The sequence below is a fragment of the Nonomuraea sp. IBHARD001 genome, from assembly GCF_056106265.1.
In genome coordinates this window covers 6,271,135-6,284,526 of sequence record NZ_JBWBBW010000002.1, presented here as the reverse complement: position 1 = coordinate 6,284,526, position 13,392 = coordinate 6,271,135, and the positions used below count along the sequence as shown (strand labels likewise).

General features: G+C 69.5%; 10 protein-coding genes. 6 read left to right on the top strand and 4 right to left on the bottom strand.

What is annotated here, in order from left to right; genetic code table 11:
* Positions 1–49: 49 nt before the first annotated feature.
* From ACTWNK_RS30570 to ACTWNK_RS30560, 3 genes are all read left to right on the top strand, one after another.
* A complete protein-coding gene (locus tag ACTWNK_RS30570) occupies positions 50–1,270 on the top strand; it encodes an ABC transporter ATP-binding protein (RefSeq protein WP_474308161.1) in 1,221 nt (406 codons plus the stop codon).
* A 150-nt stretch (positions 1,271–1,420) separates the two neighbouring features.
* Positions 1,421–2,527, top strand: a complete 1,107-nt coding sequence (locus tag ACTWNK_RS30565) for an LLM class flavin-dependent oxidoreductase (protein ID WP_474308159.1) — start codon at positions 1,421–1,423, stop codon at positions 2,525–2,527.
* Positions 2,528–2,573: 46 nt separating this feature from the next.
* Positions 2,574–3,209 (top strand): FMN reductase, encoded by a 636-nt coding sequence (locus tag ACTWNK_RS30560; RefSeq protein WP_474308157.1) that lies wholly within the window; start codon positions 2,574–2,576, stop codon positions 3,207–3,209.
* Between the two features lie 58 nt (positions 3,210–3,267).
* Here the strand turns inward: ACTWNK_RS30560 and ACTWNK_RS30555 are convergent, their stop codons facing one another.
* The 4 genes from ACTWNK_RS30555 to ACTWNK_RS30540 form a co-directional block, all read right to left on the bottom strand.
* Positions 3,268–6,705 carry a M28 family peptidase gene (locus tag ACTWNK_RS30555; protein ID WP_474308155.1) on the bottom strand — a complete coding sequence of 1,146 codons (3,438 nt, stop codon included), beginning with the start codon at positions 6,703–6,705 and terminating at the stop codon, positions 3,268–3,270.
* Between the two features lie 164 nt (positions 6,706–6,869).
* A complete protein-coding gene (locus ACTWNK_RS30550) occupies positions 6,870–7,850 on the bottom strand; it encodes a LysR family transcriptional regulator (protein ID WP_474308152.1) in 981 nt (326 codons plus the stop codon).
* A gap of 34 nt (positions 7,851–7,884) precedes the next feature.
* On the bottom strand, positions 7,885–8,637 hold the full coding sequence (locus ACTWNK_RS30545) for an SDR family NAD(P)-dependent oxidoreductase (protein ID WP_474308150.1): 753 nt from the start codon (positions 8,635–8,637) through the stop codon (positions 7,885–7,887).
* 16 nt (positions 8,638–8,653) lie between these two features.
* Positions 8,654–9,016 (bottom strand): carboxymuconolactone decarboxylase family protein, encoded by a 363-nt coding sequence (locus tag ACTWNK_RS30540; protein ID WP_474308148.1) that lies wholly within the window; start codon positions 9,014–9,016, stop codon positions 8,654–8,656.
* Positions 9,017–9,175: 159 nt separating this feature from the next.
* Between ACTWNK_RS30540 and ACTWNK_RS30535 the strand changes: the two genes are divergently transcribed.
* The 3 genes from ACTWNK_RS30535 to ACTWNK_RS30525 all read left to right on the top strand — a co-directional run bounded on the left by ACTWNK_RS30535 (position 9,176) and on the right by ACTWNK_RS30525 (position 13,278).
* A complete protein-coding gene (locus ACTWNK_RS30535) occupies positions 9,176–9,616 on the top strand; it encodes a hypothetical protein (RefSeq protein ID WP_474308146.1) in 441 nt (146 codons plus the stop codon).
* 135 nt (positions 9,617–9,751) lie between these two features.
* Positions 9,752–10,444, top strand: a complete 693-nt coding sequence (locus ACTWNK_RS30530; protein WP_474308144.1) for a hypothetical protein — start codon at positions 9,752–9,754, stop codon at positions 10,442–10,444.
* A gap of 11 nt (positions 10,445–10,455) precedes the next feature.
* Positions 10,456–13,278: an AAA family ATPase gene (locus tag ACTWNK_RS30525; protein WP_474308143.1), complete on the top strand. Its 2,823-nt coding sequence runs from the start codon at positions 10,456–10,458 to the stop codon at positions 13,276–13,278.
* Positions 13,279–13,392: the final 114 nt, after the last annotated feature.

The window sequence follows — 13,392 nt, the reverse complement described above, 5'->3', positions numbered from 1 at the left end:
ACCCCCACGATAAGGTCCGGGTCCGCACCCGGAAGCGCGAAGGGCAGTCATGGCATCTATCGTTCTGACCAACGTCGACAAGATCTACGCCGGTGGCGTGAAGGCCGTGAACGGGCTGAACCTTGAGATCAAGGACGGCGAGTTCATGGTCCTGGTCGGTCCTTCCGGCTGTGGCAAGTCGACCGCGCTGCGCATGATCGCGGGTCTTGAGGACATCAGCGGCGGCGAGATCGCGATCGGCGACAAGGTGGTCAACCACCTGCCGCCCAAGGACCGCGACATCGCCATGGTCTTCCAGAACTACGCGTTGTACCCGCACATGACCGTCGAGGAGAACCTCGCCTTCGGTCTGAAGCTCCGCAAGATGCCCAAGGCGGAGATCAGCAAGCGGGTCAACGAGGCCGCCAAGATGCTCGGCCTGGAGACCTACCTCAAGCGCAAGCCCGCCGCCCTTTCCGGTGGTCAGCGCCAGCGTGTCGCCATGGGCCGCGCCATCGTGCGTGAGCCGCAGGCCTTCCTCATGGACGAGCCGCTGTCCAACCTCGACGCCAAGCTCCGCGTCTCCATGCGCGCCTCGCTCAACCAGATGCACGAGCGTCTCGGCGTCACCACGGTCTACGTGACCCACGACCAGGTCGAGGCCATGACGCTCGGCGACCGCGTCTGCGTCCTGCGCGACGGTCTGCTGCAGCAGGTCGACACCCCGCAGAACCTGTTCGACAAGCCGGTCAACCTGTTCGTCGCCGGGTTCATGGGCTCGCCCTCGATGAACTTCGTCACCGCCGAGGTGATCCGCGACGCGAACGGCGTGGCCGCGGTGTTCGGTGGCATCCGCCTGCCCATCCCGGAGTCCACCTTCGCCGACAAGCCGGGCCTCGACCAGTACATCGGCAAGAAGCTGATCATGGGTATCCGCCCGTCGGACTTCGAGGACTCCAACGCGGCCGGCCAGCACGCCAACGGCTGGGCCACGATCCCGGTCAAGGCCGAGGTCACCGAGGAGCTCGGCTCCGAGATCAACGTGCTGTTCCTCATCGACGCCCCGCCGGTCGAGCACAAGGACACCGTCGCCGCCGCCGACACCGGTGACGACGAGGAGGCCGCACTCCCGCTGGTGGGCGACAAGTCGCTGTGGACCGCGCGTGTCAACGCCCGCAGCCACGTGCGTCCCGGCCAGCACATCGAGCTCGTGCTCGACACCCACAACCTGCACTTCTTCGACAGCGTGTCGGGCCTGGCGATCGGCCACCCGGCCAACGTCGGCCGCTGACGCGAGTCCCTGGCCGGAAGGGCCTCTGCCGCGACCCCCTCCCGCGGCGGAGGCCCTTCCTCGTTGTTACGATGATCTTCGGGAATGCATCGCCGGTAGTCCATGTTTGTGACGATTGAATGTTTCACGACAAGGATGATGGTGAGCACAATGCAGTTCGGGATCTTCACCGTAGGCGACGTCACACCGGACCCCACGACCGGACGCGCCCCCACCGAGAACGAGCGCATCAAGGCGATGGTGGCCATCGCGCTCAAGGCCGAAGAGGTCGGCCTCGACGTCTTCGCGACCGGCGAGCACCACAACCCGCCGTTCGTGCCGTCCTCGCCGACCACCATGCTCGGCTACATCGCCGCCCGCACCGAGCGGCTCATCCTCTCCACGTCGACCACGCTCATCACCACGAACGACCCGGTCAAGATCGCCGAGGACTTCGCGATGCTGCAGCACCTCGCCGACGGCCGGGTGGACCTGATGATGGGCCGGGGCAACACCGGACCGGTCTACCCCTGGTTCGGCCAGGACATCAGGCAGGGCATCCCACTCGCCGTCGAGAACTACGCGCTGCTGCACGAGCTGTGGCGCAAGGACGTCGTCGACTGGGAAGGCCGCTTCCGTACTCCTCTGCAGGGCTTCACCTCGACACCGAGGCCGCTGGACGGCGTGCCGCCCTTCGTGTGGCACGGCTCCATCCGCAGCCCGGAGATCGCCGAGCAGGCCGCGTACTACGGTGACGGCTTCTTCGCCAACAACATCTTCTGGCCGAAGGAGCACTTCATCCGCCTGATCAGCCTCTACCGCGAGAGGTACGCCCACTACGGGCACGGCACGCCCGAGCAGGCGATCGTCGGGCTCGGCGGTCAGGTGTTCATGCGCAAGAACTCCCAGGACGCCGTCCGCGAGTTCCGGCCCTACTTCGACAACGCCCCGGTATACGGGCACGGCCCCTCCCTTGAGGAGTTCACCGCCGACACGCCGCTGACCGTCGGCAGCCCGCAGGAGGTCATCGACAAGACGCTCACCTTCCGTGAGTCGTTCGGCGACTACCAGCGCCAGCTGTTCCTCATGGACCACGCGGGCCTGCCGCTGAAGACCGTGCTGGAGCAGCTCGACCTGCTCGGCGAGGAGGTCGTGCCGGTGCTGCGCAAGGAGTTCGCGGCCGGGCGCGGCGCCGAGGTGCCGGACGGCCCCACGCACGAGGCGCTGGTGGCCAGGCGCCTGACCGAGGCCGACCTGCAGTCCAGCCCCGCCTCCTGACCGTTTCCTCCCCCCTCCCTTCTCCCGCCGAAGGAGCAGCGTTCCCATGCGTCCACTCAAGATCGTGGCCGTCTCCGCAGGGCTGAGCCGTCCCTCCTCCACCCGGCTGCTCGCCGACCGTCTCGCCGAGGCCACACGCTCGCGGGCGGCCGACGCGGGACGGGCCGGGGCCGAGGTGGAAGTGATCGAGCTGCGCGACCTGGCCGTCGACATCGCCAACAACCTGGTCACCGGCTTCCCCGGCCCCGCCCTGCGCGCGGCCGTCGAGGCCGTGACCGGGGCCGACGCCCTGATCGCGGTCACGCCGATCTTCACCGGGTCCTACAGCGGCCTGTTCAAGTCGTTCTTCGACGTGATCGACAACACCGCGCTCACCGGCAAGCCGGTCCTCATCGCGGCCACCGGCGGCACCGCGCGCCACTCGCTGGCCCTGGAGCACGCCCTGCGCCCGATGTTCGTCTACCTGCGCGCGCTCGTCGTGCCCACCTCGGTCTACGCGGCCTCCGAAGACTGGGGTTCGGCGGGCGGCGAGACGCACGAGGGCCTGGCCGCCCGCATCGACCGCGCGGCGGGCGAGCTGGCCGGTCTGCTGAGCGGCCGGGCCGCCGCCGCGCCCGAGGCGGTCGACCCGTACGCCGAGGTCGTCCCGTTCGCGCAGCAGCTCGCCGCCCTGCGCCCGTGAGAGGTGGCCGTGGGCCCGGACCTGTGCGGTCCGGGCCCACGGGCGTGCGTAGGGGCGGTCAGAAGGTGATCGTCCAGGAGTTGAGCGTGCCCTCGTCTCCGTAGTAGTAGTCGCCGACCGTCAGCCGCCACGTGCCGTTGCCGTAGCGCTGCGGGTTGCTCACGGTGAAGCTGACCTCACCGTTGTACGGCGTGCACGCGGTGTAGGACTCGTACTTGAGCACCCGCGCCGTGCCGTTCGGCTGGCGAAGGGTCAGGCGCAGGTCCTGGGCGCAGGTGTGGTCGATATCGGCCTTGACGGTGAAGGTGGCGTTCGGCGAGCCGGTCAGGGCGACCGGGATCTCCGTGTAGTCCTGGTAGCCGGAGACGATGTCGAACGGCGTGTCGTTGGTGAAGGAGCGCCCGCCGCCGGTCGTGCCGACGGTGAGGGAGTACGTCGTGTTGCGGGTCACCGCGGTGCCCGTGCCGTCCAGCCTGATGGCCGTCGTGGCGCTCGGCGTGCTCGTGCTCGTCTGGATGGTCGCCGTGGAGCTCTGCCCGGCCGTGATGGTCGGCGGGCTGAACGTCACGGTGGTTCCGGCGGGCACATTGGCCGCCGAGAGCGTGATGCTCTGCGCCGACCCGCTGACCACGGTCGTGTTCACGGTCGCGCTCACACTGCCGCCCGCCGTGACGGTGCCCGAGGCCGGGTTGACCGACATCGAGAAGTCGTCGGTCGGCGGCGGGCCGGTGCTCACCGCGAGGTTCCACAGCACGTGCGCGATGGCGTCGGAGTTGCGGTCGAGCGCGGTCGTGTTGATGTTGCCCGGGTAGCTGTCGCAGGCGGAGTGGTAGCAGCGGTCGAACGCGGTGCCCGCCGTACCTCCCCACTTGGTGGCCTGTGCGGTCGTCTTGGCGTTGGAGGCGCCGGTGAACACACCGCCGACGCGTACCCCGGCGTTCTTGAACGGGGCGTGGTCGCTACGGCCGTCGCCCTCGGTCTCGATCTCGGTCGGCACGCCGATGCCGCTGTAGTAGCCGTTGAACAGCGCCTGCAGCTGGGTGTCGTCGTCGTAGACGAAGTACCCGGGGTTGGGCGAGGCGATCATGTCGAAGTTCAGGTACGCCTGGATGCCGCTGACGCCCGAGGTGGTCACGTAGTGCTGCGAGCCGCGCAGGCCGAGCTCCTCCGCGCCCCACCAGCCGAAGCGCACGTGCTTGGTGAGCGTCGGATTGCGCTGGGCGAGGGTGAGCGCGGTCTCCAGCAGGGCGGCCGAGCCGGAGCCGTTGTCGTTGATGCCGGGCCCCGCGCTGACGGAGTCGAGGTGGCTGCCGAGCATCACGGTCTGGTTGGCCGGTCCGCCCGGCCAGTCGGCGATGAGGTTGCTGTGGGTCTGGCCGTTGTAGCTGAAGTTCTGCACGACGGTGGTGTATCCGGCCGCGTCCAGCTTGCTCTTGATGTAGTTGAGCGAGGCGGTGTAGCCGGAGGTGGCCGATGCCCGGTTGCCGCCGTTGTTGGAGGCGATCGTCTGCAACTGGCTGAGGTGGGCGCTCACATTGGCCACGGGGATGTCCGGGACGCCGGTCGAGGGCGTGCCGACCGTCAGCGAGAACGGGGCCGACTTGGCGCCGGACGTCGCGGTCGCGGTCACATTGACGGTGGAGGTGGCCTGCGGCGTGCTCGCCGAGGTGGCGATGGTCACCGTCGAGGTCTGGCCCGCGGTGATCGTGGACGGGTTGAAGGTGACGGAGGCGCCCGATGGCGCGCCGGTCGAGGTGAGCGTGAGCTGCTGGGCGCTGCCCACGGTGACCGTGCTGGTCAGCGTGGTGGTGACCGAGCCGCCCGGCTGCACGCTGCCCGATGTCGGGTTCAGCGAGATCGCGAAGTCGTTGCTCGGCCCGGTGCAGGTCTCGTTGGCTCCGGCGGCGACGGAGACCGCGGTCCAGGCGGCCTTGACCGCGTTGAACTCCACGCAGCTGTTGGGGAAGAGCGTCCTGGCCGCCTGGAGGGTCGCCGCGCGGGCCTTGGCGTGGGTCCAGGGGATCGTCTTGAGGTTGAGACCGCCCATGAAGATCTTGCCGGCCGCCTGGATGCCGATGCCGGTCAGGCTGCTCGGGCCGCCGCAGACGCCGCTCGACGGCTTGCCGGGCGGGTTGGTGCCCTCGGCGAGCAGGTAGAACCAGTGGTTCTGCGGGCCTGCGGCCGCGTGCACCTCGGTGTTGGGGATCTGCGAGGAGTAGCAGTTCGGGTCGCCGAGCGCGCCCGGGTTGTACATGTTGCGGATCGGGCCCTGGCCGACCAGGTCGACCTCCTCGCCCACGAGGTAGTCGGGCTCGTCGTACTGGGAGGGCGCGTTGACGTAGTGCTCGGTCAGCGCGCCGAAGATGTCACCGGTCGACTCGTTGAGGCCGCCGGCCTCGTTGCCCGAGCCGGCGCCGCCGCTTCCGGAGAACTGGAAGATCGCGTGGCCGTACTCGTGGGCCACCACGTCCATCGGCGTGGCCTGCTTGGTGTTGGCCTGGTTGTGGCCGAAGTTGGTGTAGCTGCCGTTCCAGTAGGCGTTGACGTCGGCGAGACCGACCCGTGCGGGGAAGGCCCCGCCGTTGCCGTTGAAGCCGTTGCGGCCCAGCCACTGGCTGAGCATGTCCCATTCCTTCTGCGCGGCGTACATCGCGTCGACGCAGGCGGTCTCCAGGTTGGTACCCGAGCCGTTGCCCCATGCGTCGTCGGTGCCGGTGTAGGCGGTGCCGCCCTGCCCACCACAGCGAAGACCCGAACGCGTCGTGTCGGTCATCGAGTAGGAGCTGCCGGAACCGGAGGTGTTGAAGGTCACCGGGCCGTTGAAGAAGCCGGTGCCGGTGCCCGCGCGGACGTCGTCGACCTTGTCGATGACGGCTCCGGTCCGGGCGTCGACATAGACGCGCAGCACGCTGGGGGTGCTGCCCGTCCTGCCGGTCAGGGGTACGGCCCAGGCCAGGCGCGGCTCGGCGGTGGCGGCGTGCACGAGCAGGGTCGGCGTGCCGGTGGTCTCGACGACGCGCAGCTGGCGGCGTGCGGTGGCGGTGGCGGTGGCCGCGCTCACCCGGGCCTTGGTCTCGACGTCGATCGTCGTCTGCTGGCCCGAGCTCAGGCCTTGGACGCGGCTGCCGCTCTGGTCGGCGACGACGATGACGTCACCGCCGTATACCGGCAGCCCCCGGTGCTTGCGTTCGTATCGCAGGTACTGCAGGCCGCCTGCGCCGTCGATGGTGCCCGCATGGGCGAAGTCGTCGTCGGCGGCGGTGTGGAGCGCGGCCGAGCGGTCGTCGAGCGCCTTGACGGCGTTGACGGCGGCCAGGCCGCGGGCGGCGGGGGAGGGCGGGGCGAGTGCGGCGCTGTTCTTGTGGCTGACCGCGACCGGCACGGGTTCGACCGTGCCGTTGACACGCTCGGCGGCGTGCGCGGGGCTGGCTAACGCCATCGCCGCGAGGGTGACGGCGAGTGTTCCGCACGTCGCCGACTTCAGGATGGATCTCACTCTGGTTGACTCCTCACAGGCGCACCCCTCGGGAGCAGAGGGGTGATCAGTGATACGAGGAGCCCATGGCCGGCCAGGGCTGGACACAAGTTGACATCCCTGACAGGTCCTGCAAACCCAAGACATGTCCATAGGTTTCGACTATGGAGCCGGCCACGCAGATGTCAGGCCCGGTCACTCCATGCGCGCTTGTCGAGCAGATGCCGGTTACGATCCAGCCACGAGGAGTACAACGGCGAGGTTCGCGCCTCCCGCCAGTAGCCCGCCATGGCCGCGGCGACCAGCTTCTCGCCCATCGCGGCCACCGGTCCGTTCTGCGACCAGCCGAGCACATGACGAAACAGCAGCGGCGAGCCGACCAGCGGTCGCAGCGCCACGCCCGGCCGCTCCCTGGCGGTGGCGCGGAACAGCGCCACGCACCGGCCCGCCCTGATGAGGTCCTCGGCCAGCCCGGCCGCGACCTGGAAGGTGAGTTTGGGAGCGAAGCCGCGCTTCCTGCACGCGGTCCAGAAATGGCCGTGGTGACCGGATTCGGCCTGCGGCGGCAGCGCCCACTCCTCGTTCGACAGATGGGCCAGGTCGATCTCGGCCCGTCTGGCCAGCGGGTGGTCGGCCGACACGCCGACGAAGATCGGCTCGATGGCGGGCGCCGCCAGTTCGACCCCGGGCAGCGCGGGCAGCTCGTAGCCGGGGTAGTCGCCGAGCACGGCCAGTTCGAGCCGGCCGCCGCCGAGCAGCGTGTACAGCGTGTCGACCGACTCCTCCGACCTGATCGCGACCTCGGCCTCGGGGATCAGGTCGTACAGGCTGTTGCTGACATGGCCGTCGAGTGCGGTGCCGCCGCAGCCGACGCGGACGAGCAGGCGGCTCTGGCCGGTTTCGGTACGGCCCTTGACCTCGCGCTGCAGGGTGTCGAAGGCGCCGAGCACCGCGCTGGACCGTTCTAGAATCCATCCGCCGAGTGCGGTGGGATGACATCCTTCGTGCGCTCTGTCGAACAGCTTCCCGCCCAGCGCTCTCTCGATCCGCTGCAGCTGACCGGCCAGTGTCGGCTGGGACAGGCCCAGGGACGAGGCGGCCTTGGAGATACTGCCGTTCTGTGCGATCGCATGGATGACTCGAAGATGCCGGACTTCCAGGTCCATCCCGGGATGGTAAGGGAAATACTCCGCCTTATGTCTAGTCTCTCCCCAAACGCTGCGAAATTGAGCCCGCCAGACCGCGAGGCACCCAGCGGCCCGCGGCGACGATCGCCTTGTAGCGCGCGCTCGGCACACTGACCCGCTTGCCCAGCGCCAGATCGCGCATCGCGGCCCTGGCCACGTCGTCGGCGTCGAGCCACAGGAAGCCGGGTATGCCGGAGACGTCCATGTCGGCGCGCTCGTGGAACTCCGTGCGCACGAAGCCGGGGCACAGCGCCATCACGTGCACCTTCGGCTCGCGCACCTCGGCGGCGACCGACTCGCTGAAGTTCACCACCCAGGCCTTGGAGGCGCTGTAGGTGCCCCGGGTGAAGAACGCGGCCACCGACGCCACATTGATCACGCCGCCGAGACCGCGCTCACGCATGCCGGGCAGCGCGGCCAGGGTCAGCCGCAGCACCGCCTCGCAGTGCAGCTTCAGCATGCGCAACTCGTCGGCCACCGGCACCCGGAGGAAGGCTCCGGGATGGCCGAACCCGGCATTGTTCACCAGCAGGTCGACGCCGTCGCCCAGCCTGGCCGCCACCGTGTCCAGGCCCTCCTCGCTGGTCAGATCGGCGGGCAGCACCTCGACGGCGACGCCGTACCTGAGCTTGATGGAGCGTGCGCTCTCGCCCAGGCGGGCGGCGTCGCGCGAGACGAGGACGAGGGAGAAGCCGTCGGCGGCCAGGCGGCGGGCGAACGCGGCGCCGATGCCGGCGGTCGCGCCTGTGATCAGTGCGGTGGGCATGCCCAGCAGACTAGTGCTACGGATCGCCCATCACGCGCGCGATCAGCTCCTCGACCTGCGTGTTCAGTTTCGCCCCCTTGGGCCATCCGGCGTAGTGGGTCAGGAAGACGGCGATCTCCCGCAGCTCCGAAGGCGTGAGATCGCCGGTGCGCAGCGCGGTGTCGAGCTGCAGGGCGACCTGCTCGTCGAGGTTCTGGCCGATCAGCAGGCCGACGAGCAGCAGGCGGCGGTCGCGCGTGCTCAGGCCGGGCCTGGACCAGACCTCGGCGAACAGGCGCTCGGACGTCGTGCGGAAGAAGTCGCCGGGGCCATCACCGACGTGGTCCCAGCCGTTCACCCGCTTCATCAGCTCCATCGTGTCGTCGACAGGCTCTGTCATGGGTCACTCCGTGTCGGCCGCCGTAAGGGGGGAGGCGGTCTGAACCTTCCATCCTTCGCCTCTTTGCCTGGCGGGGATAGGGCTGTCCCGTTGATCTTCGCCTGGCGTCGGCGCGGCGTGAGGGTTGACGGGCGAGGGGAGCGGGGTGAACGTGTGAGCATGCGCGCACACGTGGTCGGGCCCGTCCTCGTTCTCCTCGCCGCCGCGTCGCTGATCACCGGATGCGCCCAGGGCGTCTCGCCCGGTGCCTCCGTGCCGCGCAACGAGGGCGCCAACGCCGTGCTGCACGGCATGCACGTGCTCAACGGGTTCGTGCTGGACGGGGGCGCGCTGCATGCCGTGCTCGTCAACGGCAATGGGCAGGCCGACCGGCTCGAGGAGCTGAGCGGCGCCGACGGCGCGGTGCGGCTGAGCACGCCGCTGGAGATCCCCGCAGGTCAGGCCGTCGGGGCCGGACGGCCGATCGGCGCGGTGACCGGGCTGGCCCAGGGCGTCACCGAGGTGGCGGCGACGTTCAGGTTCAGGGATGCGGGCTCGGTCACCCTCAGGCTGCCGGTCAAGCCGCGCACGGGGTACTTCGCCACCTACAGCCCATCGTGACGACCTGCTCACATGTCACAAGTAGAGCAATGGGCGGCCAAGATTTGGTCAAGAAATCCAGGGCGACAAGTGGGAGTTTGCATCCAAAACGGGCACAACTAACTCGTTGAACCCGTAATGCGGAGGTAAGCCCTGGTGAACAGACGGGCTTGGACCCAACGCGCCGCGCTGACGATCGCGGCACTCCTCACGGTGAACGTCGCGGGATGCGGCTCGGCGGAGTTCACCTATGTGCTCGACAAGGACGGGAGCACCTACTTCAAGGTGCCCGTCTCCTTCGCGAAGATCGACTCCACCCCCATCGACCGCATGATCAGCGGGGAGCGCCCGGGGTCGGCCACCGCGGAGCTGCGCAAGCGGCTCGTCTGGTCGACGGCCTTCGACCAGTCGGCCGAACCGGGAGTCGGCCATCTGCTCGGCTCGGCCGACCCGTTCGTCTACTCCACCGTGCACCTGCTCACCGAGACCCAGCGCGACATGGTCTCGCTCAACGCCATGCGCGACTTCATCCTGCCGGTCACCCAGGAGACGAGGAAGGCCTACGAGGCCCAGATGGTCGCCTCCGGGGCGCTGCCCAAGCTGCGCGGCTTCGAGCTGCTCTCCGACCAGGTCCTGGACCCGGGGGAGGGGGCCAGGGGGATCAGGGTCCGCTACAACTACCAGATCGGCGGCCAGGTCCAGACCTTCGACCACACCGCCTACCTCGACCGGGCGGGCGCCAGGGTCTCGGTGCTGCTCATCCGCTGCTCGGCCGAGTGCTTCGGCAAACGGGCGGCCGAGTTCGACAAGATCGCGCAGTCTTTCCGGCTGAGCCGGACGTCCCGGTGAGGGAGCACGAGGTGTCAAAGACCCCGAACGAGGGGCTGCGCCCGCCGGGCACAGGGCCCGCCGACCCCGACGGCGCCACCCGCAAGCGCATGGCGCTGTGGGACAGGAGCAAGTTCCTGCTCGGCATCACCCTGGCCTACCTGGTGCTGTCGTGGCACACGATGGCCACCTACGAGGGCATCATGTCCTTCGCCGAGGCCGCCCGCGTCGTCGGGGCCGAGCGGCAGTGGCTCTTCTGGCTGGCCGGGGCCGAGATCCTGCGGCAGCTGCACTTCTACGTCAGCGAGCGCTCGGCGCCCTACCACCGGCTGTGGAGCAGATCGGTCTTCGGCGGGTTCGAACGCTGGACCCATCGCAGGCTCAGCGACTGGAGCAGGTTCAGGCTGGCGCGGGCGCTGAAGTGGATCTTCTGGATCGCGCTGCTGGCCGTCGTGCTGAGCGCGGTGCTCGGCGTCAGCCCCTTCCTCGCGCTCTTCCAGGCGCCCGCGCTGCTGTTCCAGGCACTGCCGTTCGTGGCGCAGCTCGCCTTCGCGTTCTTCTTCATCATCTTCCAGTTCGTCGGCCTGTTCTGGTTCCTGTCGCGCGGCGGGGTCGAGACGTACTTCCCCGACGACATCAAGACGCGCTTCAGCGACGTGTGGGGCCAGGACCACGTCGTCGAACGGGTCAGGGAGAACATCGTCTTCCTCGAACGACCGGGCGAGATCGAGGCGCGAGGCGGCTACGTGCCCAGCGGGCTGCTGCTGTGGGGGCCGCCGGGCACGGGCAAGACGCTCATGGCCGAGGCCGTGGCAGGGGAGACCGGCAAGCCGTACGTGTTCGTCGATCCGGGCGCGTTCGTGAACATGTTCATGGGGATCGGCATCCTGAAGGTGAAGGCGCTGTTTCGCAAGCTGCGCAAGCTGGCCCTGCGCTACGGCGGGGTCATCGTGTTCTTCGACGAGGCCGACTCGCTCGGCAGGCGCGGCAGGCTGGCCCAGCAGGGACCGCCGGGCCAGGGCTTCGCCGACGGTTGCCACGGCATGAGCTACCTGCCGCAGCACACCCGCTCGCTGCTCATGAGCGGCAGGCCGGACGAGCCCGAGCGCGGCCGCACCCGCTTCTTCATGGGCGGCGGCATGAACGGCGGCAGCGGCGACATGGGCACCCTGCAGGCCCTGCTCACCGAGCTGTCCGGCCTGAAGAAACCACGCGGCTTCTTCAACCGCCTGGTACGGCGGGCCTTCGGCATGCGGCCCAAGCCGCCTCCCAAGTACCGCATCCTCGTCATGATGGCCACCAACATGCCGGACGTGCTGGACGAGGCCCTGCTGCGGCCGGGCCGCATCGACCGCATCTACAAGGTCGGCTACCCGTCCAAGGCCGGGCGGGTGCGTACCTACCAGGGCTACTTCGCCAAGGTCGAGCACGCGCTGAGCGCCGAGCACATCGACAAGCTGGCCACCATCACGCCCTACGCCACCGGCGCGACGATCAAGGACCTGGTCAACGAGTCGCTGATCACCGCCATCCGCGACGGGCGCGAGGTCATCACCTGGTCGGACGTGCTGCGCGCCAAACGGCTCAAGCAGCTCGGCCCGCCCGAGGACGTGGAGTACATCGAGCGCGAACGGCACGCCGTCGCCGTGCACGAGGCCTGCCACGCCGTCGTGGCCTACCGCACGCGCTTCCATCTGGAGATCGACATCGCCACCATCGAGAAGGGCGCCGACTATCTCGGCATGGTGGCCTCCATCAAGCCGGAGGACCAGTTCACCCGCTGGAAGTCGGAGTACGAGGCCGACATCATGGTCTCGCTCGCCTCCCTGGCCGGGGAGCGCATGTTCTTCGGCGAGGACAACTCCTCGGGCGTGTCGGGCGACCTGCACTCGGCGACGTTCCTGACCGCGCTCATGGAGTCGTACTGGGGCATGGGCTCGGGTGTCACCTCGCTGCCCGCGCTGCAGGCGCTGGAGATCCACGGCGGCAAGTCGATGCCGCGCCAGGGCTCGGGCGGCGGGATCGGCTTCACCGAAAGTCCCGGCAGGCACAGCGACCTGACGCCCGACGTGCTCGGCGAGCGCATCGAGTTCAACCTGGTCAGGCTGCTGGAGAAGACCGAGTGCCTGCTGCGGGAGCAGCGCAGGGCGGTGCTCACCCTGGCCCACGCGCTGGAGACGCACAAGACGCTCAACGGCGACGACGTCGTCGCGGTCCTGGAGACCAGGCAGGGCCCCATGATCGACGGCACCGTCTACGCGTCGGACGCCCTGTACGAGGAGCTGGAGGACTACCACGTCGAGGCCGTGCGCGCGCACCGGGAGCACAGCCAGGTCCAGCGCGACCTGCCGCGGAGCGAGCCGGTCGCACTCGCGTACGGCGTGCCGATCGAGGAGGGCGAGGGAGCGGCCCTGGCGCTCGTGCCCGTCGAGGAGGCGCGGCCCGAGTTCGTGCCGTGGCCACGGCACGAAGAGCAGGCCGCACAGGAGCCGCCGGCCGGGCCGCCGCCTGCCAGGCTGTCGACCCGGCCGATCTGGGTGGTCGTCGGGAGCCTGGTGGCGCTGGTGGTGTTCGCCCTGTTCGGGGCGCTGGCGGCGACGGGGGCGGGGGCGGCCGGGTCGGGCCTCACACCCGGGCTTCTGCTCACGCTGTTCTTCGTGGTCGTCGCGGTGATCGTCGGCGTCGGTGTGGCGCTCCTCGCCGTGCGCAACGGGCGGGCCGCCCAGGCCAGGGCGGAAGGGGAACGCGACCGGGCCAACGCGCGGGCGCAGTTCCTGGCCGCGGCGATGGACCCCGAGACGGCCATGCGGCTGCTCGGCTACGACGGGCCGTCACGGGAGCGGCCTGGCGCCTGATCGAAGGGCCGGGGAGGGCGGCACGGCCTTCCCCGCGCTCGTTTCGCCCCTGTCCGGCGGCGTGAGCCCGTGGCACGGTGGGGAGGAGACAGGCGCGGACGCGTGAGCGGCCGG

Excerpts from the sequence above, each read along its gene's own strand:
- ACTWNK_RS30570 (WP_474308161.1), top strand. The coding sequence starts at position 50 with ATGGCATCTATCGTTCTGACCAACGTCGACAAGATCTACGCCGGTGGC.
- ACTWNK_RS30545 (WP_474308150.1), bottom strand. The coding sequence starts at position 8,637 with ATGCCCACCGCACTGATCACAGGCGCGACCGCCGGCATCGGCGCCGCG.
- ACTWNK_RS30565 (WP_474308159.1), top strand. The coding sequence starts at position 1,421 with ATGCAGTTCGGGATCTTCACCGTAGGCGACGTCACACCGGACCCCACG.
- ACTWNK_RS30535 (WP_474308146.1), top strand. The coding sequence starts at position 9,176 with ATGCGCGCACACGTGGTCGGGCCCGTCCTCGTTCTCCTCGCCGCCGCG.
- ACTWNK_RS30540 (WP_474308148.1), bottom strand. The coding sequence starts at position 9,016 with ATGACAGAGCCTGTCGACGACACGATGGAGCTGATGAAGCGGGTGAAC.
- ACTWNK_RS30560 (WP_474308157.1), top strand. The coding sequence starts at position 2,574 with ATGCGTCCACTCAAGATCGTGGCCGTCTCCGCAGGGCTGAGCCGTCCC.
- ACTWNK_RS30550 (WP_474308152.1), bottom strand. The coding sequence starts at position 7,850 with ATGGACCTGGAAGTCCGGCATCTTCGAGTCATCCATGCGATCGCACAG.